Here is a 25,313-nt window from a genome sequence, read left to right on the forward strand (position 1 = left end):
AACTCAAAGAGTAACAAATTTTGAATATTTAGATATAAAATCCATATTTGCAATAAATAAAAATAACATAAAAATACTGTATAACTATAATATACTCCCTTCTCTAAGTAAAATCATAACAACAGAAATAAAAATGCACAGGCCGTCTGAAAAATACTTTCAGACGGCCTGTGCATTTTTATTTCTGTTTACCGCAAGTTAAAACGACCTCACCAGTGACAAACCGACTTCGTTTTGTTTGTAGCTGTACAGCCAGTCGGTGTTGCCGTTAACGCGGCGGTGTTTATAGCTGAGGACGGGCTTAAGGCCGGCGAATTTCCAGCGGTCAGCGCCTATGCTGAGGCGGTAGGTTTGTTCTTTGTCGCGGCGGCGTTGTTCGAGGACGGCATTCTCTTCCCTATGGCTGCGGATGCCGAAGGTAGCAGACACGGAAACGTCGAAACCGGCTTCAAACATTTTTGCCGCACCCAGCCGTGCGGAAATTTGGCGATAGCTGTCCACAGGGTCTTTCGTTTTGCGCTGCTGCCAGTCTATGCCACCGTAGAGCATCAGGTCGTTGCGCGGAAAATAAGACAAGGTGTTGTAAACGGAGAGGAGGCTGCCGTCGAGCAAACGGGTTTTGTCTGCATAAGAAAGGTGTTTCCACTCAGCTTCCGTGTTCCATGTCCAATCGCCCTTGTCGAGGTTCCATTCGTTGCGCACACCATAGGCGCGGTTGAGGGTTTTGCTGCCGCTGCCATTCCATTCGACAAGTGGTGCGAAGGCGAAAGTGTGGCGCTGGTTTTCAAACTGATAGCCTGCACTGAGGTTGAGCGTGTGTTCGTTGAAATCTTTATGGTCGCGGTAGAAGCGGCCATAGCCGAGCGCGCGAGCGGCAATGCCGTGGTGTCCTTTAACCTGCCAGCGGCGGACGGCGGCGGCTTCGTATTTGATGCCGTTGGCGGAAATGGGTTTGTCGCCTGAAAATTCTTCCCAACATTCGCCGTCGATTTCGGTTTTACACCACACTTTGCCGCTGGCTTCGTTGATGTTGCTATTGTGGACGGCGCCGACGGAGAGGCTGCCTTTCCAGCTTTGACGCTGGTTCAAGGCATCTTGGAAATGGGCGATGTTTTCTTTGACGGCTTCAGGCAAGTCTTCGTTTTGAAGGTGTACAAATTCAGAAGATGCTTCGCGGTTCAGACGGCCTTCAAAAAGCAGGCGTGCGTAATCAAGCCGTCCGCGTGTAAAATCGGGATGACGTTGCAACAGGGTTTCGTATTCTTGTTTGGCGGCTTTCCACTTACCTTCGCCTCGTGCAAGAGAAGCACGGGCAAACGAAGCGATATCGGGATCGTATTCGGTTTGCTGGGTATAACGCTCCAGCAGAGGGCGAACGGTTTGCCAATCGCTGCGGTTGACAGCATTAAACAGTGCCTCGCCTTGGTCGGCTTCGGAGTCGCTCTCGGCTGTCTTCCCGGTATGCGGAGCAGAAATATCGAGATGATATTCGCGCACTTTTTGTTCCTGCTCCTGCATGGTTTGGCGGGTATCCTGCCACAGGCGTTGCGCGGTGCGGTCGTCTGAAAAATCAGAACGCGGCGCGGCAAGGACGGGAGCAGAAAGAAGCAGAATCAGGCAGGCAGACGGTTTGTACATGGGATCGGCTTTCCGGTCGCAAGTTTCAGACGACCTTGAGAAATTTGGAAGCAAGTGTTTAAAAAAGCCTGCGGATGGCAGGCTTTATTTTACTTAAAGACAGATTTTAGCGTTTTACGCCGCCGTATGCCGTATCCAGATTGCGGTCGGTCTTAAATTTGGCAACACCGGCCAACGCGCTTGCACCGTTGCCGAAGAAGTGGCCTTCGGTTTTACCGAAGTGGCCGTTGGCGCGAGCGTAGCCTTCAAATGATGCGCTGGATGGCTTGATGCGGGAATGGATGTCCATCTGTACAGCGTTATTTTTCATAGAACCGGTCAAGACGCGTTGACCGAAGTCTGCGCGCAAAGTACCAACCATCGGGTTGTTGCCGGTGTAGTTATTGATACCTTTAACTGCGTAGTTGGCTACACCGGATACAGGCATAGAGGTAGCGCGTTTGTCGCCGGAGTAGAAAACGCCGCGGTTAGAGCCTTTAGCGTATTCTTTACCGACCCACTCACCGTAGTATACTTCAGAGTCACCGCTCTTGATGGTGTTGAACGCATAGCGGCCGAGGTTTTGACGGGTATATGCGTCGTTAACCTGTACGGTTTTCACGCCATTGCGGTCTGCATTGCCAGGCATACGGTTTACGTTGGTGTAGTACACGCCTGAACGGTAGGCAGCGTGTTTCATCACTTTTTCGCCTTCGGCTTCAGATGCAGGCTTGCCCCATTTTTTGCCGTATTTGTGATTTTTGTAGCCATACTCGAATGGGTTATAGGCATTATTAGCTGCAAATGCGCCTACGCTGAACACAACAGCCAAAACAGCAGCGGTGGTTTTTTGCAGATTCAGTTTCATTGAACACTCCTTGAGGTAAAACGATGGTGGGGAAAATTATGTTTCGTTGTGAGTAGAACATATCGTTATGTGAGGAGGTCTTTTTGTTCTGCAAAGCATTTTATAGGGGAAGTGTTAGCACAGAATTAGTAAATATCCTAACAATCCCCTACAAAGCGAAATTCTTTATTTTTAATTCGATACAGCCTGTATCACCTACCCTAAAACGGCAAAGAATATATTGAAACTGCCTGCCCGATACACCATAATGACCCTATAAATACTCGGAAAAAAGGTTAACGCCATGTGCCAACTGCTCGGCATGAATTGCAACACTCCCACAGACATCATGTTTTCTTTTGAAGGCTTCCGCCGTCGAGGCGGCATTACCGACCACCATGCCGATGGTTTCGGCATCGGTTTCTTTGAAGGCAAAGGCGTGCGCTTGTTTCACGACGACAAACCCAGCGCCAACTCTCCTGTTGCCGATTTGGTACGCGCCTACCAAATCAAATCTGAAAACGTTATCGCCCATATCCGCAAGGCCTCACAAGGCCAGACTTCATTGGCGAACACTCATCCCTTTATGCGCGAAATGTGGGGCGAATATTGGCTGTTTGCACACAACGGCCATTTGATTGATTTTTACCCCGAGCAGGGCGAGTACTACCATGCCGTCGGCTCAACCGATTCCGAACGCGCATTCTGCTTTATCCTCAATCGCCTGCGCAGCCGCTTTGCCACAAAACCCGAACCTGAAGTTTTGTTTGATGCCATCGCCGGATTGACCCATGAAATCCGCCGCTATGGGTTGTTCAATTTCGTCATGTCCAACGGCGACTGCCTGTTTGCCCACGCCAGTACCTTACTGCACTACATCGTGCGCAAAGCCCCGTTTGGCAAAGCGCGTCTGCTGGACGATGATGTGATGGTCGATTTTTCCACAGTAACCACGCCAAACGACAAGGTCTCCGTCATCGCCACCCTGCCCCTGACGCGTGACGAAACTTGGTCGCAGTTGGCAGTCAATGAATTGGTAATGTTTCAAGACGGTGATATCGTCCGCAGCGACCGCCCCGAAAATCCGGTTTATATGAGCGCGGAAGAAGGTTTGGAAATCGCCCGTGCCGTCGGCGTATCGGTTTAACGGTTGATTGACTGAAAAACTCAAGGCCGTCTGAAAGGGCAACTTTGCCAAAGTTGCCCTTTCAGACGGCCTTTTTATACTTAATCCATAGTCAAAGCGTTTACTATACGAAAATAGCGCAATCCGCTACAATAATAGGTCACAAACAATGAATTCAATTGCTTAGCGACCTTGCCGAGCGTATGACAAGGAAACCCGATGAAGTGCCCGTTTTGCCAACACCCCAATACACAAGTAGCCGACTCGCGATGGCTGGAAGACACCAACAGCATCCGTCGCCGTCGCAAATGCTTGGAATGCGGACAACGCTTCAGCACCTTTGAAACCGTTGAAATGCGGATGCCGCAAGTCATCAAATCCAACGGCACACGGGTTCCCTTCAATCCGCACAAACTGCAAACCAGCCTTGAGCGCGCGCTGCACAAACGCCCTGTCACACAAGAACAAATCGATGAAACCGTTGCCCTTATCGAGCAGCGCCTCTACCGTTTGGGCAAAAAAGAAGTCGCTTCGCGCATCGTCGGCGAAATGGCGATGGAAGAGCTGGCAAAAATCGACCAAGTTGCCTATGTCCGCTTCGCGTCCGTCTATAAAAGCTTTAAAGACGTTTCCGAATTCACCCAAGTCATCGCCGAATGCAAAGCCAAATAAGGCCGTCTGAAACCATGTTTTCCGCACTTGATACCCAAATGATGCAAACCGCCCTCGAGCTGGCCAAGCTTGGGCGGTTTTCTACTTCCCCCAATCCCCGCGTCGGTTGCGTGATTGCACACGGCGCCCAAATCATCGGACAAGGTTTCCACGTCAAAGCAGGCGAGCCGCACGCTGAAGTTCACGCGTTAAGGCAGGCCGGAGCGGCGGCAAAAGGCGCAACAGCCTATGTCACGCTGGAACCTTGCAGCCATTACGGCCGTACACCACCGTGCGCCGAAGCGCTGGTTCATTCCGGCGTAACGCGCGTAGTCGCCGCCATGACCGACCCTAACCCGTTGGTCGCAGGCAAAGGCTTATCCATGCTGGAAGCCGCCGGAATCCGTACAGAAAGCGGTTTGCTGGAAGCTCAGGCGCGCGAACTCAACCGCGGTTTCCTGTCGCGTATCGAACGCGGCAGACCGTTTGTCCGCCTCAAATGCGCTGCCAGTTTGGACGGCAAAACCGCTCTTTCAGACGGCCGCAGCTTTTGGATTACCGGCGAAGCGGCACGCGAAGACGTACAAATTCTCCGTGCCGAAAGTTGCGCCGTTTTGACCGGTATCGGTACCGTACTTGCCGACAACCCGAAACTCAACGTTCGCAGCTTCCCCACCCTACGTCAACCTGCGCGTATCGTCTTGGACAGCCGACTGCAAATCCCTTTGGACTGCCACCTCGTGACCGATACCGAAAGCCCGACCGTTATCGTTACCCTTTCCTCAGACGAACAACGTTTGCAGGCTCTGAGTGCATTTGAACATATCCGCATCATCAGGCCGTCTGAACACATCAACGGTCGCATCAATCTTCTTTCACTCATGCCGCAACTGGCAGAGCTTGGCTTTGGCGAAGTTCTGGTAGAAGCCGGCTCAACACTTGCTTCAGCCTTCCTGAAGGATGACTTGGTGGATGAAATCGTCCTCTACCAAGCGCCGAAACTATTAGGCGCAGGCAAACCTCTTTTCTCCATTCCTGAAAATCCGGCCGTCCTGCTTTCAGACGGCCCTTGGCAAAGTCAATCAGTAGAAATCATCGGGCAGGACATTAAATGGGTTCTCCGGAAAAAATCCACCTAATTGCCTCAGCTTGATAATTAAACCATTTTCAATAGAATCTATCTATCATTTGCATGGCAATAAATGTGTTTTTCGCCGAAATATTATAATGACTATAACGTATTCCAATTTAAAACTTTGACTTAAGTTAACTATCCTCGAGCTGATTGTCGACAAATTTTCCTTTTTTTCATCACAAAAGAATGAATTATTAAGATAAGTTAAACCATGAAAATTTGTTAAAAGTTTTTATTCTAGAAGGGTTTTAAACGGCATAAACGGTAGTTTAATTTCATGAACCATGCATTTGACAAAGAGATATTTAAAATTAAAACATTTGGTTGAGTGTAATTTCTAAAAATTCAATATTCAAAAATACCTTTTTCATACCTTACAGGCCGTCTGAACGACCGTTAAACTTTTTTGATTGAGACGAATCAGATAAGTGCTTATGATTCCGTCTAATGTAATTATAAGTATGGTTTTAAGGCTTCACACGATACGGCAGCCGGCTATGGCTATGCGGTTGCAGCAAACAACTCAGGCATCGGGAAAACACTCCCGATTTACTCATTCATTAAACGAAAGACATCATGAAAAACATTACGATACAAAAATTTGCCGATAAGACCGCAAAAATCGGCATCGTTGGCTTAGGCTACGTCGGTTTACCACTGATGTTGCGCTATGTGGATATCGGTTACCAAGTTTTGGGTTTCGACATTGACACCAACAAAGTCGACAAGCTCAACAAAGGCGAAAGCTACATTGAGCATATCCCTTCCGACAAAATTGCCGCTGCTTCCAACAGCCTGTTTGAAGCAACGACCGACTTCTCCCGCATCGGCGAAGTAGAAGCCGTCATTTTGTGCGTACCGACTCCGCTGAACAAATACCGTGAGCCGGACATGAGCTTTGTGATTGACACTACCGATGCGGTAAAACCTTACCTGCGCGCCGGTCAAGTGCTGTCTTTAGAATCCACCACCTACCCCGGTACTACCGAAGAAGAATTGCTGCCACGTATGGAAGAAGGCGGCTTGAAAGTCGGTCAAGACGTGTTCTTAGTTTACTCTCCTGAGCGTGAAGACCCGGGTAACCCTAACTTTGAAACCCGTACCATTCCAAAAGTCATCGGCGGCCATACCCCTGCCTGTTTGGAAGTCGGCCTTGCGCTGTACCAACCTGCCATCGATAAAGTTGTTCCAGTAAGCTCCACCAAAGCTGCCGAGCTGACCAAACTCCTGGAAAACATCCACCGCGCCGTAAACATTGGCTTGGTGAACGAGATGAAAATCGTTGCCGACAAAATGGGCATCGACATTCACGAAGTCATCAATGCCGCTGCGACCAAACCGTTCGGCTTCGTTGCTTATTACCCAGGTCCAGGCTTGGGTGGTCACTGTATCCCTATCGACCCGTTCTACCTGACTTGGAAAGCACGCGAATACGGCGTAAACACCCGCTTCATCGAGCTTGCCGGCGAAGTAAACTCCCACATGCCTGACTACGTTATCGAAAAAGTCGGCCTGGCTTTGAATGACCACAACCGTTCTATCAAAGACAGCAAAATCTTGGTATTGGGTATCGCCTACAAGAAAAACGTGGACGATATGCGTGAAAGCCCGTCTGTAGAAGTGATGGACCGCCTGCACAAACTGGGCGCAGTGGTTTCCTACTCTGACCCGCACGTTCCAGAGTTCCCACACATCCCCGGCCACCACTACTTCGACCTGAAGAGCGAAGCGCTGACTCCTGAAACTGTCGCCCAATACGATTGCGTGGTTCTGACCACCGATCACGACAAATTCGACTATGACATGATCACCGAACATGCCAAGCTGATTGTCGATACACGCGGCAAATTCCCAGTAAAAAATCCTAAAGTCATCAAAGCATAATCTTGCTTCAGACACATCCGGCTGCCTCCGGTTTCCCCGACCGGGACGGTAGCCGGTTTCCCAAGGCTATTTGTTTTTCAGACGGCCTTGGCAAACCGGCAACGGTAACAACACATACCCTACGAAAAACGCTCAGCTCGAACTTCTGGCCGTCTGAAAACAAATAATATGAACGCGAAAAAAATCCTCGGCTACGCATTGGGCCCGATAGGAAGCGCCGCTTTCGGCCTGCTTTCCCTGCCGCTCATCTCATGGTACTTCCCTGCGGAAGACATCGGCCGTATCGTACTCTTGCAGACCATTGCCGGACTGAGCATCCTGTTGCTGGGCTTGGGGCTGGACCAATCCTATATTCGCGACTATTACGCCGTTAAAGACAAGGCCGCGCTGTTCAAATCCGTTTTTTTATCGCCATTGATTCTGACTGTGGCGGTTGTGGTTTTAGTGTTACTGATAAACGCATCATGGCCGTCTGAAATCATTTTTGACATCCCCAGTGCAAATTTGGGGATTCTCTTTCTGATTTTCTTGGCCACTACGCTGATTACCCGTTTTTTAGCCTTGATTTTGCGGATGAAAGAGCAGGCATTGGCTTTTTCCGTCAGCCAGCTTGCGCCGAAATTCTTGATTTTGGTGTTGGTTTTTGCCGTGATTGCTTCCGGCTTACCTACCAATACTACTTCGCTGGTTTTTACCTACACCGCAGCCCAAGTGCTGACCGTTGTACTGTTGATATATCAGCTGCGCCAAGACCTGCAAGCCGTTTCCCATGCGAAATGGTCGCCCGAGCTGCATCGGGACGGCCTGCGCTACGGCCTGCCGCTGGCATTCGGCAACTTGGCCTATTGGGGCCTGACTTCGATTGACCGCTTTGTCCTCAAAGACATCTCGGGTTTGGACGAATTGGGCATCTATTCGATGGCAGTCAGCTTTGGTGCCGTCGCCTTGATTTTCCAAAGTGTGTTTTCCACTATTTGGGCGCCTTTGGTGTTCAAATGGGTAGAAGAAAAAACCAATCTGGATAAAATCGGCGACATCACGCTTTCCATGACCGTCCTCATCAGCGCAATGATTTGCCTCATTGGGATTTTCTCGCCGATGGTGACCTGGATACTGCCGGAAAAATACACGCAGGTTCAATTTATCCTGCTCTCGTGTATGCTCTTCCCCCTGTTTTACACGCTGACCGAAGTCAGCGGCATCGGTTTGAACGTTGTCCGCTCAACTTGGCTGATTACCGTCATCAACATCGTTGCCTTTATCGCCAATACCGCCCTGCTCTATCTGCTGGTACCGAAATTCGGTGCAAAAGGTGCGGCTATGGCCAGCGCAACGGCTTTTTGGCTGTTTTTCATCTTTAAAACCGAATTCTCTTCACGCCTGTGGCAGCCTTTGCCGCGCCTGAAGATTTATACAAACTCAACGCTCTGCCTGATGATCTGCCTTGCCTATACTTGGCTGGGTACGCGCGACAACTACATCTGGTTTGCGCTGGCATGGGCAGTCGGGCTGGGTTTCCTGTTCCTAAAATACAAACAAGCACTATTTGCCGCGACCGAAAAAATCAAAGCCAAATTAAACCGTTCGGCAAAATAGCCAACCTGAGATTCATGTCTCTACGATAACAACAGAACGACTATGAAAATAAAACGTCTAAATTTATACACTTACATCCTATACATTATGTTTACAGCTTATATGCTGGGGCCGGCGCTGTCTTTTAAAATCGGCGTACCGCGCATCGATAATCCTTTATCGTTGTTGTTCGTATTGATTGGCCTTGCCGTATTCTTTTTGGAGGGCAAGCATATTCCGCGCAAAATTTTTGTCATGCTCTGCGCCCTGGCCGCCATGTGTATTTGGCCGGCCATCCACATGGGCATTACATCGCTGATACCGACTCAATACATGGACATCTTGTTTTTTATGGCGGTGCCGGTTTTTTTCTACTTGTTTTACCAAGTGCTTATGCGCGCTGAAAATCCATTGGGCGTTATTCAGAAGTTTTTATTGGTCTTTGCCCTTTATGTTGCCATTCCACCATTTGTGGAATTGATTACCGGCATTCAGTTTGTCAGTGCCAGTGATGAACTGGCCATTAAAGAAGGTTCGCTCAAAGGGCTGTTTTTCAATCCCAACAACCTTGCTGCCACTGCCGTTTGCCTCGCACCCGCCATCCTATTTTTCTTTCAACTGCAAGGACGCAAACACAAAGAGAAACTACTGGGCTGGGGATTATATTTACTACTAGGTATGGCCATTTTTGTTTGCGTATCACGCACAGCTATTGCCTGCTACCTTTTGATTTCACTCATTTATATAGCTTATCGTAAAAATGGTTTTATTACCGTTATTGCCACAGGACTGCTCGCGTTAACATTATCGATGATTCCATCCCGTGTCATCGCGGAATTTTTGCTGTCACTTAACGGCAACCCTTTTCTTGAACGTTTTTCCAGCCGCGTATACCTTTTTCTATTCGATTTAGACAGCGACAACTCTGTGTCCTACCGTCAGGAGATTTACAACTATTTTTGGAATAATCCGCCCCTGTTGCTAACCGGCTACGGACCAAAAAATTTTCGCGACTATTTTGGCGGCCACTTGAGTAACAGCCTGGGTTTTGAAAATCCGCACAGTTTCATCATCGAACTGTATTTGGGTTTCGGCATAATTTCCCTGCTCGGCTTTATTGCATTTGTAGCGTTTTATTTCCTCTACACTGCCTCAAGCCGTGCACTAACCAACAAATCACGCGTACTGGCTTGGGTAACTTTGGGCATTTTCTTGTTGGCAGGTTTTATTCCGTCCACCATTTTGCGTATGCCCTTCATCTGGCTACCCTGCCTGCTGATTTACATTTACAGCACATTTGTCGCATCCAAATTACAAAATCAGGCCGCTTACACATATAGCTATACCCCATCTAAAACAAAGGGAATATCATGAAAATCACCCTGACTACCTCCATGTCCGGCCTCGGTGGCACTGAAAATGCCACTTTCCGCCTCGGTCGCCTGCTCAAACAACGCGGACACGATATCGTATTGGCCTCTTCAGACGGCCCTTTGATTCAGGAAGCGCAAGCATTGGGCATCCGTTGGCAGCCGATTGATTTTTACCAAGGTGGTCTTTTGGGTTACGTCAAAGGCATGTTTGCCTATATGAAACTGCTGAAAAAAGAGAAGCCCGATGTGATTCACTGCCAAATGGCGCGTATCGTTCCGGCCTGTGCCATTGCGGCCAAGTTTGCCTCGCCGAAAACCAAAGTGTTCTACCACGCGCGCGGCCTTAATCCGGAAACTTATCCGAAAATTGCCAAGCTTTTCGACAAGCTGGGCGTGTACATCATCGGCAACTGCAAACACGAACGTGAAAAACTCATCCGTTACGGTTTCCCTGCCAACCGCATCACCTACACCTACAATGCCCTGCACAAAGTAGATTTCGTTCCTGAAAAAACAGTCAAAGACTATGTCCAACTGGGCACGCTTTCCCGTTTGGACACCGTCCGCGCCGTGCATCTGATGTTGGATATTTTGAAGAAAATGGTTGACCGCGGTATGCCTGTACGCCTCAACGTTGCAGGTATCGGCGAAGAAATGGACAACCTCAAAGCCCAAGCCAAACGTTTAGGCATTGAAGACAAAGTCACCTTCCTCGGCGGCGTCCGCGACTTGACCGGCTACTTCAAAGAAGTCGATATTTTGGTGAACACGCCGCATTGCGTAGGCGACCACGGAGCAGGTGTCGGCAACAATATTTTGGAAGCCGGCCTTTACGACACGCCTGTCGTGACCTACAACATGGCGGGCATTTCGGAAATGGTCATTACCGGCCAAACCGGCTACTGCATTCCTTTCGGCGACGACGAAGCATTTATCGAAGCCGTCGATACACTCATCAAGCATCCAGAGTTGCGTGGTCAAATGGGTAAAGCCCTGCACAAACACGTCGAAACCTTATGCTCCGACGACGAAATCTACCGCACCACCATGGCTGCGTACGAAATGTAAGGCTATCTGAAACATGAACATTACCATCGTCGCCCCTTATTGCTCATTGCCGTCCGAGCCGCATTTCAACCGCTTCTGGTATCTTGCCGAGCTGTTGTCGCAGTCGCATGACGTGTTGCTGATTACCAGCAACTTCAAGCACTACGACAAATCTTTCAGACGGCCCGAAGATGCCAAGGCCGCCTCACAAGGCCGTCTGAAAGTCATGCTGTTGGAAGAAAGCGGATACAGCAAAAACGTGTCTTTAGGACGCTTGGCCAGCCATCACCACTTCGTCAAACATTTTGAAAAATGGTTGGAAAACTGCCGTCCGGGCGAACAAGACGTCGTCTTTTCCGCCTATCCGCTGATTGCCACCAACCTGCTGTTGGGCAAACACAAAGCGCGTTTGGGTTACAAACTGATTGTCGATGTGCAGGACGTATGGCCGGAGTCTTTCTCCTCAGTCGTACCGTTTTTGAAAAAAGTACCGCACAACCTGCTGCCCTTTGCTTCACGCGCCAACCAGGCCTACCGTTACGCCGACGCGCTGGTTGCCGTATCGCAGACTTATCTCGACCGCGCCAAAGAAGCCAATCCGAATGTACCTGGCGAAGTCGTCTATATCGGTGCTGACTTTCCCAAACTCGATGCCGCGCCTGCCAAAGATTTTGGCGACGACAAAACCCGCTTTTTCTACTTGGGCACGCTCAGTTACAGCTATGACGTGGAAACCGTGTGCAAAGGCGTTCTCAAGCTGTTGGACGCCGGCGAAAACGTCGAGTTGCACATCATGGGCGGCGGCCCTGATTTGGACAGGCTCAAACAATACGCCTGCGACGACATCAAGTTTTACGGCTACATTCCCTATGCCGAAATGATGTCGGTTGCCAAGGGCTGCGACATTGCCATCAACGCCATCCAGTCCTATTCAATGGCATCGATTACCAACAAACTCTCCGACTATATGGCTTTGCAAAAACCGATTCTGAACAGCCAAGTCAACGACGAAGTTGCCGAAGTCCTTACCCTGCTGCCGCATGCGAACTACCATTCCGGCGATGTGGACGGTTTCGTTCAAGCCGCCAAAGATATTTTGAAGCGCAAAAGCGATCCTGTTCAGTCCGAAGAAATCGTCGGCCGCTTCAAACGCGACGTTGCCTATCAAAAAATCGTCAACCTGATTGAAAGATTAGCTCATGAATAAATTTTTCAAACGCCTGTTTGACATTGTCGCCTCCGCTTCAGGACTGATTATCCTGTCGCCTGTGTTTTTGATTTTGGTGTACCTCATCCGTAAAAACCTAGGCTCGCCCGTGTTCTTCATCCAAGAGCGGCCGGGCAAAGATGGCAAGCCGTTTAAAATGATTAAATTCCGCTCCATGCGCGATGCAATCGATAAAGACGGCAACCCACTACCGGACAGCGAACGCCTGACCGATTTCGGCAAAAAATTACGTGCCACCAGTTTGGACGAACTTCCTGAATTATGGAATGTCTTAAAAGGCGAGATGAGTCTAGTTGGCCCTCGTCCGCTGCTGATGCACTACCTGCCGTTGTATAACGACTTCCAAAACCGCCGCCACGAAATGAAACCGGGCGTGACCGGTTGGGCTCAAGTCAATGGCCGCAACGCCATTTCATGGGATGAAAAATTTGCCCACGATGTTTGGTACATCGACAACTTCAGCTTTTGGCTGGATATCAAAATTTTGTTCCTGACAGTTAAAAAAGTCTTCGTCAAAGAAGGCATCTCAGCCGAAGGAGAAGCCACAATGCCTTATTTCACGGGTAATAAAACTGATGAAAAAAAATAATATACTGATTCTGTCGGCAGGTCGCCGTGTCGAATTGGTGCAGGACTTTCAAACCGAAGCCGCACGTTTTTCAGACGGCATCAGCGTTTTTGCCACTGACCTCAACCCACACATGTCTTCTGCCTGCCATGTTGCCGACCAAGCTTTCAGCGTACCGCGTATCGATGCAGCCGAATACATTAACAGCATTTTCGAGTTGGCCAAACAACACGACATCGGTCTGATTGTGCCAACCATCGATACTGAGCTGCTCAAACTGGCCGAAGCACGTGACCGTTTTGAAGCTGAAGGAATACATATTGTCATTTCCGATGCAAAGTTGATTACCCTGTGCCGCGACAAGCGCCTGACCTCAGGCCTGTTTGCACAATACAGCATCCGTTCCCCTGAAATTTACGAACGGGACCACCTGGTTTTCCCATGTTTTACCAAGCCTTATGACGGCAGCCGCGCCATCGGTGCGAAAAAAATCAACACACCAGCTGATTTGACTGTCGACATTACCGAAGACCCGAAAATGATGTTCACCCAATACATCGATATCGAGAATACTTTTTCCGAATTTACCGTCGATATGTATTACGACCGTCAAGGCCGTCTGAAATGCGCCATTCCTCGCGAACGTTTGGAAGTGCGCACCGGCGAAGTCAGTAAAGGCGCAACCCGCCGCAATGCCCTGTATAAAGAGCTGGTTGAAAAAATGGCCGTATTGGAAGGCGCACGCGGCTGCATTACCGCGCAATTCTTCGTCAGCAAAACCGACAGCACAACCTACGGCGTGGAAATCAACCCGCGTTTCGGTGGCGGTTTCCCGCTGACTTACGCTGCAGGCGGCAACTATCCGGGCTGGCTGATTCAAGAATACATCGGCGGCCAAGACATCCCTTTCTCCGACGACTGGGAAAACAATTTAATCATGCTTCGTTATGATGCTAAGATTTTGGTAAGAGAACATGATTAAACCGGAAGAATCCGTCATCGTCTTCGATCTTGACGATACGCTTTACTCTGAGTACGACTACAAATGCTCCGGAATACAGGCAGTTGTAGGGACAATTACGTCGCTTTACCCACAATACGATGCCGATGTACTAAATGAAATTGCAGAAAATAAAAGTAAAGACTGGCTTGAAAATTTGTGTCATCATTGCAAATTAAACGAACTAGAGAAACAATCACTTTTGTGGCAATATCGACTACACAGGCCTGTTATCCGACCCTATGTCGAACCGTCTTTTTTACAGAAGCTGATGCGCCCTTTTGCCGCACGCGCCCTGATTACAGACGGCCGCAGTCTGACACAGCGTTTGAAAATACAGGCCTTGGGTTTGACCGATTTGTTTGACGACATTTTGATTTCGGAAGCCATGCAATCGGAAAAACCCGACGATAAGCGTTTTGTCTTCCTGCAAAACAAATATCCAGCTGCAAAACGTTTCATCTACATCGGCGACAACATCAAAAAAGATTTTGTCGCACCCAACAAACTGGGTTGGCTCTCCATAGGCATCATGCCTAAGCCACACAATATTCATCAAGCCGAGCCCGAGCAATACGGTCGTGAATACCAGCCCACCCTTTGGATAAACACCCTGGAAGAATTGACTACACTGTCAACTTCCGCCACCGAAAAAGCAAATGCATAAGGGACATTTCTCCATGAAAATCTTATTTATGGGTCGTAAACAGGTTTCCGCCAACCTGCTTCGTTTTTTGACCAAACAAGACCATATCGAAATCGTCGGTGTCTTGACCGACAGCCATCTGCAAGGCTCGCCGACCACGGCTGCCGCGCAGGAATTGGGCTTGCCCCTGTACACCTTCGATACGGCTTTGGAAGCAATGCGAGAAGGCCGTCTGAAATACGATTTGGGCTTGTCCGTCCTTTATTGGCGCAAGCTGCGTGATGAATTCCTGAGCATTCCGACTTTAGGCACGATCAACTTCCACCCTGCACTGTTGCCCGAATACAAAGGCACAGGTGGCTACAACCTGGCCATCATGGACGAGCTGAACGAATGGGGCAATACCGCCCACTACGTCGATGCTTCCATCGATACCGGCGAAATTATCGAAGTGGACCGCTTCCCTATCGATGCTGAAACAGAAACCGCCCAATCGCTCGAACGCAAAACCATGCAGGCATTGGAAGATTTCGCACGACGCGTCATCACCCGCGCCATCGAGTCGAAAACCAAATTACCGACCACGCCAAACATCGGTGGCCGCTATGTCAGCCGTGACGAGATGGAAGCCATGAAGCAAATCCGCGACGGCGATAATATCGAGAAGAAAATCCGCGCCTTCTGGTTCCCTCCTTACGACGGCGCATACGTCGAAATCAACGGTCAGAAATACACCCTGATCAACCGTCAACTGCTGGAAGAAATCGCCCCCAAAGGCTCAACCAGTCTTTTCGCAGGAAAAACAAATGCTTAATACATCACTCTCCCCATGGCCAAGCTTTACCCAAGAAGAAGCCGATGCCGTTTCCAAAGTCCTGCTGTCCAATAAAGTCAACTACTGGACAGGTACGGAATGTCGCGAATTTGAAAAAGAATTTGCAGCTTTTGTCAGCACGCAATACGCCGTCGCCCTTTCCAACGGTACGTTGGCTTTGGACGTAGCACTCAAAGCAATGGGCATCGGCCAAGGCGATGATGTGATTGTCACTTCGCGCACTTTCTTGGCTTCCGCGTCCTGTATCGTGACCGCCGGCGCAAATCCGGTTTTCGCCGATGTCGATTTGAACAGCCAAAACATCAGCGCCGAAACCATCAAAGCCGCTTTGACGCCAAACACCAAAGCCATCATCGTGGTTCACCTTGCCGGTATGCCTGCCGAAATGGACGATATCATGGCTTTGGCCAAAGAACATAACTTGTGGGTTATCGAAGACTGCGCCCAAGCGCACGGTGCAAAATACAAAGGCAAATCCGTCGGCTCTATCGGCCACGTCGGCGCTTGGTCGTTCTGCCAAGACAAAATCATGACCACCGGCGGCGAAGGTGGCATGGTTACTACCAATGACAAAGAGCTGTGGAGCAAAATGTGGTCGTACAAAGACCACGGCAAAAGCTACGATGCCGTGTACCACCGCGAACACGCACCCGGTTTCCGCTGGTTGCACGAAAGCTTCGGCACCAACTGGCGCATGATGGAAATGCAGGCTGTCATCGGCCGCATCCAGCTCAAACGTATGCCCGAATGGACTGCACGCCGTCAAGCACACGCCGCCAAACTGGCTGAAAGCTTGGGCAAGTTCGCCAGCATCCGTTTGGTTGAAGTAGCCGACTACATCGAACACGCACAATACAAGTTCTACGTTTTCGTCAAACCCGAACACCTGAAAGACGGCTGGACGCGCGACCGCATCGTCAACGAACTGAACGCGCGCAAAGTCCCATGCTATCAAGGCAGCTGCTCCGAAGTGTATTTGGAAAAAGCCTTCGACGACACACCTTGGCGTCCGAAAGAGCGTTTGAAAAACGCCGTCGAGTTGGGCGACACCAGCCTGATGTTCTTGGTGCACCCAACCCTGACCGATGAAGAAATTGCGTCCTGCAAAGAAAACATCGAAGCCGTATTGACTGAAGCCACGGCATAATCATTTTCAGACGGCCTGCAACTTCAGGCCGTCTGAAAAAATAAAACAGCCTGCTTCAAACAATCCGTACCAAGCCACATTACAACACTCAGACACAAGAAATATAAAATGAACTTGGAAACCCTGCTGGCTCTGCCGCGCAACCTTAAAAAAACCTTCTTCGTCATCCACGATATCTTGATGATATTCGTGGCGTTTTGGTTTGCCCAAAGCCTCAAAGTGCAATATTCCGACGAATGGTTGAGTATCGCCAACTGGCTGGCTTTCGGCAGCACCGCTGTGCTGACCATCATCCTTTTCATCCGTATCGGCCTCTATCGCGCCGTCACGCGCTTCGTCAGCATCCGCGTCCTGACCGCCGCCGCATTCGGCAGCATCATTTCAGCGGTCTTGTTCTGCCTGACCACCCTGATTTTTGAACAAAAACTGCACCTTGCCCTGCCCATCGTCTATTTCTTGGTCTTGGTGGTCGGCGTCACCAGCTCGCGCATGATCCTGCGCGCGATTCTGACCGACCATCACCGCAAACAGATGACCCCCGTCATCATCTACGGCGCAGGCCAATCCGGCCGCCAGTTGTTGGAAGCCATCAAACAGGTTAACGAATATTCGGCCATTGCCTTTGTCGATGACAACCCAAAAATCCAACGTACCGTCATCTATGACCTGGCCGTCCACAACCCCAACGAAATCCCGATGCTGATCAGCCGTTACGGCGTCCGCAAAATTCTGCTGGCGATACCAAGTTCTACGCCGGAAGAACGCAAAGACATCATCCGCCGCCTCGAAGCATACAAATGTGAAGTCCTAACCATTCCGGGCATGAAAGATTTGGTCGACGGGAAAATCAACGTCAGCTCATTGAAAAAAATCTCTGTGGTCGATTTGCTCGGCCGCGCCCCTGTGGCACCGCGCCCTGAATTGATGAGTGCCGACATCAGCGACAAAGTCGTGATGGTAACCGGCGCAGGCGGTTCTATCGGCTCCGAACTTTGCCGTCAGATTCTCAACTGCCGTCCGACCAAACTGCTGTTGTTTGAATTGTCCGAATTTGCCCTGTACAGCATAGACAAAGAATTGCGCGAAACCCAAGCCGCGCAAGGCAGCCAAGTCGAAGTCGTACCGCTTTTGGGCTCGGTTCAAAACAAAGAACGCCTTAGCAGCATCATGAAGGCCTATCACGTCGACACCGTTTATCATGCCGCGGCCTACAAACACGTCCCTATGGTCGAGTTCAACACCATCGAAGGCATTCAAAACAACGTGTTCGGCACACTCTGCTGCGCGCAGGCCGCCGTAGATGCGGGCGTTTCCACCTTTGTTTTGATTTCCACCGACAAAGCCGTTCGTCCGACCAACACCATGGGCGCCAGCAAACGCATGGCCGAACTCTGCCTGCAAGCGCTTGCCGCCGAGCCGGAGCAAAAAACACGCTTCTGCATGGTGCGTTTCGGTAATGTATTGGGTTCGTCCGGCTCCGTTGTCCCTGTATTTGAAAAACAAATTGCCGAAGGCGGCCCGATTACCCTGACCCACCAAGACATTACCCGCTACTTCATGACCATTCCCGAAGCGGCGCAATTGGTTATCCAAGCCGGCGCAATGGGTAAAGGCGGCGACGTATTCGTCCTTGACATGGGTGAATCCGTCAAAATCATCGACCTTGCCCGTCAAATGATTGTCCTCAGCGGCCTCAAAGTGAAAGACGAGCAACACCCCCACGGCGACATCGAAATCAAGATTACCGGCCTGCGCCCGGGCGAGAAACTTTATGAAGAACTGCTCATCGGCGACGAGGTACAAAAAACCACTCATCCCCGTATTATGACCGCCAGTGAAGTAATGCTTCCATGGACGCAATTATCTGACATACTGTCGGAACTCGAAACTGCTTGTCTCCAAAGCGACCAAGACAGCCTGCGCCAGCTTTTGTTGCGCGCACCGACAGGCTTCGTACCTAAAGACGGTATCTGCGACTTGGTTTGGCAACAAAACAATAATGCCGTCTGAACATTTTCAGACGGCCCGGACACCATCCTGCAAGGACTACTACATGAAAAAAACGCTCTCCCTGCTTACTCTATTAGCGCTGACTGCCTGTAACAGCACGACAGTCATTCCCGGTTCAACCATCAAAACCAGAACCAAAACCATTGTTTACACCGATACCGACACCGCAGCCGATACCAACCTCGACAGCCGCGTTGCCGTTTACCCTATCACGCCCAACCTGATTGAAAAAATGCGCAAGTCGCCTGTACTTTCCCAAAACAACCAAGGTTTGGAGCAAAGCAAAAGCGCTTACCGCTACCGCATCGGCAGCGGCGACGTCCTCAATATCATGGTTTGGGCACACTCCGACCTCAACTCCCCTATCCAGCAAAGCAACCCGCAAACCAACCAAGTCAGCCGCGGTGCCTGGGTAGATGAGGGCGGTTACATCACTTACCCGTTGGCAGGCAAAATTCAAGCCAAAGGCAAAACTTTGGACGAATTGCAAAACACCCTGACCAACCTTCTGAAACGCTACATCAAAAACCCTCAAGTAGCCATCAACGTTACCGAATTCCGTTCGCAACGTATTTCAGTATCCGGGGCCATCAACCAAGCAGGTCAGCTGCCGATTACCAATATCCCGATGACCATTTTGGATGCCATCAACCAAGTAGGCGGTGTTACCCAAAGTGCCGACACCCAACACATCAAATGGACGCACAACGGCGTCGACCGCACCCTCTCCCTGCAAGACATGCTGCAATACGGCGATATGTCGCAAAACCATCTTCTCAGCCATGGCGACATCGTTTACGTTCCTAACAGCAGCAACAACAAAATCTACATCATGGGTGAAGTCGGCAAACAAGCCACCCTGCCGATCGGCAATCACGGCCTCAACCTGACCCAAGCGCTCGGCGAAGTCGGCGGCATGAACCAAAACTATGCTGATGCAACCGGCGTATTCGTGATCCGCCGCGCACCAGAAGATGCGGCCAAACCTATCCACATCTACCAGCTCAACCTGAAAGATGCGACTTCTTACGCGCTGGGCAGCGAATTCAAACTGCGTTCGGAAGATACCGTTTACGTTACCGCCGCCCCGGTTACCCGTTGGAACCGCGTAATGTCACAAATTACCAACTCCATCAGCAACGTCAACACCCTCGACAATACGTTTAAATAAACAGTGGTTCCTGCTGTCAGACCCTCGTTTGACAGCAGGATACAAAATTACGCACAATCCAAACCAATTACATAAACGGCATACAAAAGCCGTACACACCACACAAACGGAAAAGCAGTATCTTATAGTCTGACTCACGCTTTTTTCAGACCATAAACCGAAAACAATATCATGTACCACAACATACTCATCGTCTGCCTAGGCAACATCTGCCGCTCCCCTACAGCAGAGCGGATCATGCAGAAAAAACTACCCGGCCATCAAATCAGCAGCGCCGGCATAAAAGCACTGGCAGGGAAGGATGCCGATTTCCAAGCTATTAAAACCGCACTCAAACACGGCGTTATCGTTGCAGGCCATACGGCACGCCAGCTGACCGCCCAAATGTGCGAGCAGGCCGATTTGATTCTTGTGATGGAGCCCAGTCAAATCGATATGGTTGCCGACATCCATTCGCCGGCACGCAGCAAAACCATGCTGTTTGCCCAATGGTTACCTAAAAAAACCGTACCTGACCCATACAAACAAAGCAGCGAAATGTTTGAAGCCGTTTTTGAACAGCTCAATGCTGCCGCAGACACTTGGAAAACCAAACTAAACGGAAAAACTCAACCGGTATAAAACCGGCATAAACAAGAAAGCAAGCAATGAAAAAAACGACCTACATACCTTACAGCGCAGACAATGACGAAATCGACTTCGGTCAACAGCTGCGCGTAATTTGGACAAATAAATACAAAATCCTCGCTGCCCTGCTTGCAGGCGGCATTCTTGGCGCAGCCTTCAGCCTGGCATCCACTCCGCAATACCGTGCCGACGCCATGCTGGAAATTGAAACGCGACAAAACCAAATCCTGACCGAAATCAACAGCATCTTCAACAATCAAACCACGCCGTCTGAAGCAGAAGTCGAGCTGGTTCAATCACGCTTGGTGCTGGGTAAAACCGTCGATGACCTTCAGCTTGACCAAGAAGTCAAAGCCAAATACACACCCGTTATCGGCAGCCTGATGCACAACATCAGCGGCGACCCCGATCCTAAATTGACCGTCGGCAGCTTTACCGTACAAGACGAATGGTTCAACAAAACCTTCACGCTGACCGCCAAAAGCAACAAGGCCTATACCCTTACCCTTCCTGACAAACGCGTCGTCGAAGGCAAGGTCGGCGTGCCTCTGAAAATCAACAATCACACCACCCTCAAAATCGATCAAATACTGGCCAATCCGGGTCAAGAATTTACGTTGACCAAGTTCTCCCGCATCAGCGCCATCGAAAACATCCAAAACAAACTGGCTGTTATCAGCAAAGGTAAAACTAGCCCCATCATCAACCTTGCCTTTACCGGCACCGACCCTAAACGTACCAGCGTCATCCTCAACAGCATTGCCGACAACTACGTTGCGCAAAACCGTGAACGCGATGTCCAAGTTGCATCCAGCGGTTTGGCCTTCATCAGCGAAGAATTGCCACGCTTGAAAGAAACCTTGCAAGACGCTGAAAACAAACTCAATGCCTACCGCCAACAATCAGGCTCTCTCGACATTCCACTCGAGTCCAAAGGCGCATTGGAAAGCCTGACCAGCATCGAAACCCAAATTACCCTGCTCAAAACCGAAGAAGCAGGCTTAGCCGAGCTGTACACGCCGGAACACCCTTCCTATAAAGCCGTATTGGACAAACTTGCCGTTCTCGAGCGCGCTAAAAACAAAATCAATCAACAAATCGCCGAGTTGCCGAATACCCAACAAGAAGTTATCCGCCTGACCCGCGACGTAGAAACCAACCAGGCTACCTACGTCCAACTGTTGAGCAAACAACAAGAACTCAACATCATGAAAGCCAGCGCGCAAGGTAATGTCCGCATCGTCGATTATGCCTATGTCCCTGAAAACCCCGTTGCACCGCGTAAAGCCGTAATCACGTTCCTGAGCGCACTTGCCGCAGGCTCATTGACCGCTTTGTGGCTGATGATTCGCAACCGCATGAAAAACGGCATTACTTCATCTGCAGAAATCGAAAACCTCAATTTGGAAGTCGTCGCTCTTGTTCCGCACTCCAAAACCCAGCAAAAACGCGACTTCTTCAAAAGCAAATTCAAGAAAACCGGCGGCCGTTCCAACTATCTGCTGGCCAGTGAAGACCGCGCCGATACTGCCGTCGAAGCCATCCGCGCCCTGCGCACCAATATCTACTTCTCCATGCTGGACGCGCCTAACAACATCCTCATGATTACCGGTGCCGCGCCTGAAGCAGGTAAATCCTTTATCTCCGCCAACCTCGCCACCGTAATGGCGCAGTCAGGCAAACGCGTTCTGCTTATCGATACCGATATGCGCAAAGGCTACCTCGACCGACTCTTCGGCCTTACCCCCGAGTTCGGCTTGTCTGACATCCTCAACGGCAAAGCGGCTCCGGCCAAAGCCGTACAAGAGACCGGCATTGAAAACCTCCACCTCATCAGCAGCGGCAGCTATCCTAGCAATCCATCCGAGCTTTTGATGGACAAACGTTTCAACGAGTTGCTCGCCCACGCGCGCCAACGCTACGATTACGTCATCTTGGACACGCCGCCTGTATTGGCCGTGACCGACGCCGTCATCATCGGCCAACATGCAGGCACCGTCCTGATGATAAGCCGTTATGCACACACGCGTGCACGAGAGCTTGAGGCCAGCGTTGAACGCCTCAAACAAAACCGTATCAACATCAAAGGTGTCGTCCTCAACGGCATGAAGCGCGAAGCCAACAACAGCTACGACTACTACGCCTACGATGCCTACCATTCCGGTAACAATAAATCATAAACCGAAGCAGGCCGTCTGAACTTTCAGACGGCCTAAGGCTTTTTAAACGGCACAAAAAATTTTTCACAAACGCCGCCCTTGCACCCCAAAGCCGTTTGTTTTAAAGTAAGCCCCGTTCCCATATGGAAGAGAAACATGAAAATTACCGTCATCGGCGCAGGTTCGTGGGGTACAGCTCTCGCGTTGCACTTTGCGCACCACAACAATGAAGTTGCCCTTTGGACACGCAATCCCGACCAAATCCGCACCCTGCAAGCAGATCGCGAAAACAAACGCGGCCTGCCCGGCTTCCCTTTCCCTGAGTCCCTAACCGTTCACGCCGATTTGGGAGAAGCGCTGAAAGACAGCCAACTTGCCCTGATCGTCACCTCCGTAGCCGGACTCAGAAGCAGCGCCGAGCTGCTCAAACAGCATAACGCCGCCGATATTCCCGTTCTCGCCGCCTGCAAAGGTTTTGAACAAGATACCGGCCTTTTGACTTTCCAAGTACTGAAAGAAGTCCTGCCTAACAATAAAAAAATCGGCGTTCTCTCAGGACCGAGCTTTGCCCAAGAACTTGCAGCACAACTACCTTGCGCCGTCGTGCTTGCTTCCGAAAACAAAGACTGGGTGGAAGAAACCACTGCCCAACTGAACACCAACGTAATGCGCCTGTACGGCAGCACCGACGTCATCGGCGTCGCTGTGGGCGGTGCCGTTAAAAACGTCATGGCAATTGCCACCGGCCTTTCAGACGGCCTCGAATACGGCCTCAATGCACGCGCAGCCTTAGTAACACGCGGCCTTGCCGAAATCACCCGCCTTGCCATCGCCATGGGCGCACAACCTAAAACCATGATGGGCTTGGCAGGCATCGGCGACCTTATCCTAACCTGTACCGGCGCACTCTCGCGCAACCGCCGCGTCGGCCTCGGCCTCGCAGAAGGCAAAGAGTTGCATCAAGTGCTTGTTGAAATCGGCCACGTTTCCGAAGGCGTCAGCACCATTGAAGAAGTCTTCAACACCGCTGCCAAATACCAAATCGATATGCCCATCACTCAAACCCTGCTGCAACTCATCCGCAAAGAAATGACCCCGCAGCAAGTCGTTGAACGACTGATGGAACGAAGCGCGCGCTTCGAATAAACGGTCGCGCCGTCTGCCATTCAGACGGCCTGACGCACAATATGGCGGCCATCAGGCCGTCTGAAGGGAAACACATGAACCAATCACTGAACAATCTGGAAATCAACGTTTACCAACTTGTCCAAAAATTTGAAACGCTGGTTTCAGAAAACCGCCGTCTCAACGAAGAAATCGACAGACTCAAACTCGAGCAAGAGCAACAAAAACACCAACACGACGCTGCCATTGACGAACTTAGTGAAGCCTTGCTGGTTCAAGTCGGCAAACTCAAAGAAGACCTGCAAAGCAAAATTGACAACCTGACTGCCGAAAAAGAAAACTACCGCAACGCGCTGGCCCAAAGTGCAGACCAAATCCGCAGCCTCATTGCCCGATTGCCCCAAGAAACACAACAATAAAAGGATGCCTCGTGAGTATCGAACAAGTCAATCTCGACATCATGAATGTCAACTTCACCATCAACACGCCGAGTGAAGAAAAAGCCACCCTCCTGCAAGCCGTTGAAATGCTAAACAAAAAAAGCGATGCGATTAAAGAAAGCGGCCGCATCGTCGGCACGGACAAAATCGTCGTCATGGCAGCCCTCAACGTTGTACACGACCTCTTGAAAGCCACCCTCAACGACGATTTGGCAATCGGTGAATTTGAGCGTAGAATAACCGACATGAACAACGCGTGCCAAAAAGCACTGGCGCGCTTGGAGTAAAACTGATTTTCCCCTTTTCCCTGCGGTGTTCGCGAAGGCATACATTCCTTTGAACCAATACGTTCGCTTTAGGTTGCCGGGAGCTGTAGTGGGCGCGAGCGTCCGTTTATCGGACGCACCCGAAACTACCCGAGGTGACCGCCTTGTCAGCAAGGTTCAAGCGGATTCAGCCTAAACGGCACTCGTGGGGATTCCCTAAAAAAGCCATACCGACAGGTGTGGCTTTTCCCTTTCCAAGTAAAGACTTTCGTAAAGATTTCCGGCCGTCTGAAAAAACCGCATATTCATGCATCAAACACGTTCGATTAAGATTGACAAAAACCAATCTCCTCTTTAAAATCCATAACTTTCTATATATATCTGGATTCCAACCATGAAAACCTTCTCTGCAAAACCCCACGAGGTGAAGCGCGAATGGTTCGTCATTGACGCAGAAGACAAAGTTCTGGGTCGTGTCGCAGCCGAAGTCGCACACCGTCTGCGCGGCAAACACAAACCCGAATACACCCCTCACGTTGATACCGGCGACTACATCATCGTCATCAACGCAGACAAACTGCGCGTGACCGGTGCTAAATTCGAAGACAAAAAATACTTCCGTCACTCTGGTTTCCCAGGCGGCATCTACGAGCGTACTTTCCGTGAAATGCAAGAGCAATTCCCTGGCCGCGCTTTGGAACAAGCCGTAAAAGGCATGTTGCCTAAAGGTCCTCTGGGCTACGCCATGATCAAAAAACTGAAAGTGTACGCCGGCGCCGAACACGGCCACGCTGCACAACAACCTAAAGTTTTGGAACTGAAATAATAAGGACACG

At 50.2% G+C, this 25,313-nt stretch carries 23 protein-coding genes and 1 other RNA gene; 22 read left to right on the plus strand and 2 right to left on the minus strand.

Annotated features, from left to right (window positions below; genetic code table 11):
- Nucleotides 1-198: 198 nt before the first annotated feature.
- Together LPB400_RS10645 and LPB400_RS10650 are read right to left on the minus strand one after the other, a co-directional pair.
- Entirely contained in the window at nt 199-1,638 is a 1,440-nt protein-coding gene (locus LPB400_RS10645) for a surface lipoprotein assembly modifier (protein WP_070460453.1), read from the minus strand.
- 106 nt (nt 1,639-1,744) lie between these two features.
- On the minus strand, nt 1,745-2,485 hold the full coding sequence (locus LPB400_RS10650; RefSeq protein ID WP_070460456.1) for a Slam-dependent surface lipoprotein: 741 nt from the start codon (nt 2,483-2,485) through the stop codon (nt 1,745-1,747).
- 283 nt (nt 2,486-2,768) lie between these two features.
- Between LPB400_RS10650 and LPB400_RS10655 the strand changes: the two genes are divergently transcribed.
- The 22 genes from LPB400_RS10655 to rplM all read left to right on the plus strand — a co-directional run bounded on the left by LPB400_RS10655 (nt 2,769) and on the right by rplM (nt 25,303).
- The gene (locus LPB400_RS10655; RefSeq protein WP_219088966.1) at nt 2,769-3,611 is read left to right on the plus strand and encodes a class II glutamine amidotransferase; all 843 of its coding nucleotides are present in this window, start codon (nt 2,769-2,771) and stop codon (nt 3,609-3,611) included.
- Nucleotides 3,612-3,809: 198 nt separating this feature from the next.
- Entirely contained in the window at nt 3,810-4,262 is a 453-nt protein-coding gene (gene nrdR / locus LPB400_RS10660; RefSeq protein WP_070584707.1) for a transcriptional regulator NrdR, read from the plus strand.
- Nucleotides 4,263-4,276: 14 nt separating this feature from the next.
- Entirely contained in the window at nt 4,277-5,380 is a 1,104-nt protein-coding gene (ribD, locus tag LPB400_RS10665; protein ID WP_107792217.1) for a bifunctional diaminohydroxyphosphoribosylaminopyrimidine deaminase/5-amino-6-(5-phosphoribosylamino)uracil reductase RibD, read from the plus strand.
- A 572-nt stretch (nt 5,381-5,952) separates the two neighbouring features.
- Entirely contained in the window at nt 5,953-7,260 is a 1,308-nt protein-coding gene (locus LPB400_RS10670) for a nucleotide sugar dehydrogenase (protein ID WP_004520865.1), read from the plus strand.
- A 168-nt stretch (nt 7,261-7,428) separates the two neighbouring features.
- A complete protein-coding gene (locus LPB400_RS10675; RefSeq protein ID WP_219088968.1) occupies nt 7,429-8,856 on the plus strand; it encodes an oligosaccharide flippase family protein in 1,428 nt (475 codons plus the stop codon).
- Between the two features lie 42 nt (nt 8,857-8,898).
- A complete protein-coding gene (locus tag LPB400_RS10680) occupies nt 8,899-10,209 on the plus strand; it encodes an O-antigen ligase family protein (protein WP_219088970.1) in 1,311 nt (436 codons plus the stop codon).
- Nucleotides 10,206-11,276, plus strand: a complete 1,071-nt coding sequence (locus tag LPB400_RS10685; RefSeq protein ID WP_107769123.1) for a glycosyltransferase family 4 protein — start codon at nt 10,206-10,208, stop codon at nt 11,274-11,276. The genes LPB400_RS10680 and LPB400_RS10685 overlap by 4 nt, the downstream gene beginning before the upstream one ends.
- 13 nt (nt 11,277-11,289) lie before the next feature.
- Entirely contained in the window at nt 11,290-12,462 is a 1,173-nt protein-coding gene (locus LPB400_RS10690) for a glycosyltransferase (protein ID WP_219088972.1), read from the plus strand.
- A complete protein-coding gene (locus LPB400_RS10695) occupies nt 12,455-13,072 on the plus strand; it encodes a sugar transferase (RefSeq protein WP_049333552.1) in 618 nt (205 codons plus the stop codon). Before LPB400_RS10690 ends, LPB400_RS10695 begins: the two co-directional genes overlap by 8 nt.
- Entirely contained in the window at nt 13,059-14,033 is a 975-nt protein-coding gene (locus tag LPB400_RS10700) for an ATP-grasp domain-containing protein (RefSeq protein WP_219088974.1), read from the plus strand. The genes LPB400_RS10695 and LPB400_RS10700 overlap by 14 nt, the downstream gene beginning before the upstream one ends.
- Complete coding sequence (locus tag LPB400_RS10705; protein ID WP_219088976.1) at nt 14,026-14,718, plus strand: HAD family hydrolase; 693 nt, start codon at nt 14,026-14,028, stop codon at nt 14,716-14,718. Before LPB400_RS10700 ends, LPB400_RS10705 begins: the two co-directional genes overlap by 8 nt.
- A 13-nt stretch (nt 14,719-14,731) precedes the next feature.
- On the plus strand, nt 14,732-15,511 hold the full coding sequence (locus tag LPB400_RS10710) for a methionyl-tRNA formyltransferase (protein WP_219088978.1): 780 nt from the start codon (nt 14,732-14,734) through the stop codon (nt 15,509-15,511).
- Complete coding sequence (locus LPB400_RS10715) at nt 15,504-16,679, plus strand: DegT/DnrJ/EryC1/StrS family aminotransferase (RefSeq protein ID WP_219088980.1); 1,176 nt, start codon at nt 15,504-15,506, stop codon at nt 16,677-16,679. The genes LPB400_RS10710 and LPB400_RS10715 overlap by 8 nt, the downstream gene beginning before the upstream one ends.
- A gap of 108 nt (nt 16,680-16,787) precedes the next feature.
- A complete protein-coding gene (locus tag LPB400_RS10720) occupies nt 16,788-18,689 on the plus strand; it encodes a polysaccharide biosynthesis protein (protein WP_219088982.1) in 1,902 nt (633 codons plus the stop codon).
- Between the two features lie 43 nt (nt 18,690-18,732).
- The gene (locus LPB400_RS10725; protein ID WP_219088984.1) at nt 18,733-19,860 is read left to right on the plus strand and encodes a polysaccharide export protein; all 1,128 of its coding nucleotides are present in this window, start codon (nt 18,733-18,735) and stop codon (nt 19,858-19,860) included.
- Nucleotides 19,861-20,031: 171 nt separating this feature from the next.
- Nucleotides 20,032-20,481 (plus strand): low molecular weight protein-tyrosine-phosphatase, encoded by a 450-nt coding sequence (locus tag LPB400_RS10730; protein ID WP_070584690.1) that lies wholly within the window; start codon nt 20,032-20,034, stop codon nt 20,479-20,481.
- A 26-nt stretch (nt 20,482-20,507) separates the two neighbouring features.
- Nucleotides 20,508-22,667 carry a polysaccharide biosynthesis tyrosine autokinase gene (locus LPB400_RS10735; RefSeq protein ID WP_107769119.1) on the plus strand — a complete coding sequence of 720 codons (2,160 nt, stop codon included), beginning with the start codon at nt 20,508-20,510 and terminating at the stop codon, nt 22,665-22,667.
- Nucleotides 22,668-22,802: 135 nt separating this feature from the next.
- On the plus strand, nt 22,803-23,792 hold the full coding sequence (locus LPB400_RS10740; protein WP_107810433.1) for an NAD(P)H-dependent glycerol-3-phosphate dehydrogenase: 990 nt from the start codon (nt 22,803-22,805) through the stop codon (nt 23,790-23,792).
- Between the two features lie 74 nt (nt 23,793-23,866).
- Nucleotides 23,867-24,190 (plus strand): hypothetical protein, encoded by a 324-nt coding sequence (locus LPB400_RS10745; RefSeq protein ID WP_039864236.1) that lies wholly within the window; start codon nt 23,867-23,869, stop codon nt 24,188-24,190.
- Between the two features lie 11 nt (nt 24,191-24,201).
- The gene (locus tag LPB400_RS10750; RefSeq protein ID WP_070460483.1) at nt 24,202-24,498 is read left to right on the plus strand and encodes a cell division protein ZapA; all 297 of its coding nucleotides are present in this window, start codon (nt 24,202-24,204) and stop codon (nt 24,496-24,498) included.
- Between the two features lie 14 nt (nt 24,499-24,512).
- A non-coding RNA gene (gene ssrS / locus LPB400_RS10755) (6S RNA) lies at nt 24,513-24,693 on the plus strand.
- A 178-nt stretch (nt 24,694-24,871) separates the two neighbouring features.
- A complete protein-coding gene (gene rplM / locus LPB400_RS10760; protein ID WP_003684605.1) occupies nt 24,872-25,303 on the plus strand; it encodes a 50S ribosomal protein L13 in 432 nt (143 codons plus the stop codon).
- Nucleotides 25,304-25,313: the final 10 nt, after the last annotated feature.

Origin of the sequence: Neisseria perflava, from assembly GCF_019334725.1 — a bacterium.
Classification (GTDB): Bacteria; Pseudomonadota; Gammaproteobacteria; order Burkholderiales; family Neisseriaceae; genus Neisseria; species Neisseria subflava_A.

Coding starts and splice junctions, on each gene's coding strand:
- LPB400_RS10645 (WP_070460453.1), bottom strand. CDS start 1,638: ATGTACAAACCGTCTGCCTGCCTGATTCTGCTTCTTTCTGCTCCCGTC.
- LPB400_RS10650 (WP_070460456.1), bottom strand. CDS start 2,485: ATGAAACTGAATCTGCAAAAAACCACCGCTGCTGTTTTGGCTGTTGTG.
- LPB400_RS10655 (WP_219088966.1), top strand. CDS start 2,769: ATGTGCCAACTGCTCGGCATGAATTGCAACACTCCCACAGACATCATG.
- nrdR (WP_070584707.1), top strand. CDS start 3,810: ATGAAGTGCCCGTTTTGCCAACACCCCAATACACAAGTAGCCGACTCG.
- ribD (WP_107792217.1), top strand. CDS start 4,277: ATGTTTTCCGCACTTGATACCCAAATGATGCAAACCGCCCTCGAGCTG.
- LPB400_RS10670 (WP_004520865.1), top strand. CDS start 5,953: ATGAAAAACATTACGATACAAAAATTTGCCGATAAGACCGCAAAAATC.
- LPB400_RS10675 (WP_219088968.1), top strand. CDS start 7,429: ATGAACGCGAAAAAAATCCTCGGCTACGCATTGGGCCCGATAGGAAGC.
- LPB400_RS10680 (WP_219088970.1), top strand. CDS start 8,899: ATGAAAATAAAACGTCTAAATTTATACACTTACATCCTATACATTATG.
- LPB400_RS10685 (WP_107769123.1), top strand. CDS start 10,206: ATGAAAATCACCCTGACTACCTCCATGTCCGGCCTCGGTGGCACTGAA.
- LPB400_RS10690 (WP_219088972.1), top strand. CDS start 11,290: ATGAACATTACCATCGTCGCCCCTTATTGCTCATTGCCGTCCGAGCCG.
- LPB400_RS10695 (WP_049333552.1), top strand. CDS start 12,455: ATGAATAAATTTTTCAAACGCCTGTTTGACATTGTCGCCTCCGCTTCA.
- LPB400_RS10700 (WP_219088974.1), top strand. CDS start 13,059: ATGAAAAAAAATAATATACTGATTCTGTCGGCAGGTCGCCGTGTCGAA.
- LPB400_RS10705 (WP_219088976.1), top strand. CDS start 14,026: ATGATTAAACCGGAAGAATCCGTCATCGTCTTCGATCTTGACGATACG.
- LPB400_RS10710 (WP_219088978.1), top strand. CDS start 14,732: ATGAAAATCTTATTTATGGGTCGTAAACAGGTTTCCGCCAACCTGCTT.
- LPB400_RS10715 (WP_219088980.1), top strand. CDS start 15,504: ATGCTTAATACATCACTCTCCCCATGGCCAAGCTTTACCCAAGAAGAA.
- LPB400_RS10720 (WP_219088982.1), top strand. CDS start 16,788: ATGAACTTGGAAACCCTGCTGGCTCTGCCGCGCAACCTTAAAAAAACC.
- LPB400_RS10725 (WP_219088984.1), top strand. CDS start 18,733: ATGAAAAAAACGCTCTCCCTGCTTACTCTATTAGCGCTGACTGCCTGT.
- LPB400_RS10730 (WP_070584690.1), top strand. CDS start 20,032: ATGTACCACAACATACTCATCGTCTGCCTAGGCAACATCTGCCGCTCC.
- LPB400_RS10735 (WP_107769119.1), top strand. CDS start 20,508: ATGAAAAAAACGACCTACATACCTTACAGCGCAGACAATGACGAAATC.
- LPB400_RS10740 (WP_107810433.1), top strand. CDS start 22,803: ATGAAAATTACCGTCATCGGCGCAGGTTCGTGGGGTACAGCTCTCGCG.
- LPB400_RS10745 (WP_039864236.1), top strand. CDS start 23,867: ATGAACCAATCACTGAACAATCTGGAAATCAACGTTTACCAACTTGTC.
- rplM (WP_003684605.1), top strand. CDS start 24,872: ATGAAAACCTTCTCTGCAAAACCCCACGAGGTGAAGCGCGAATGGTTC.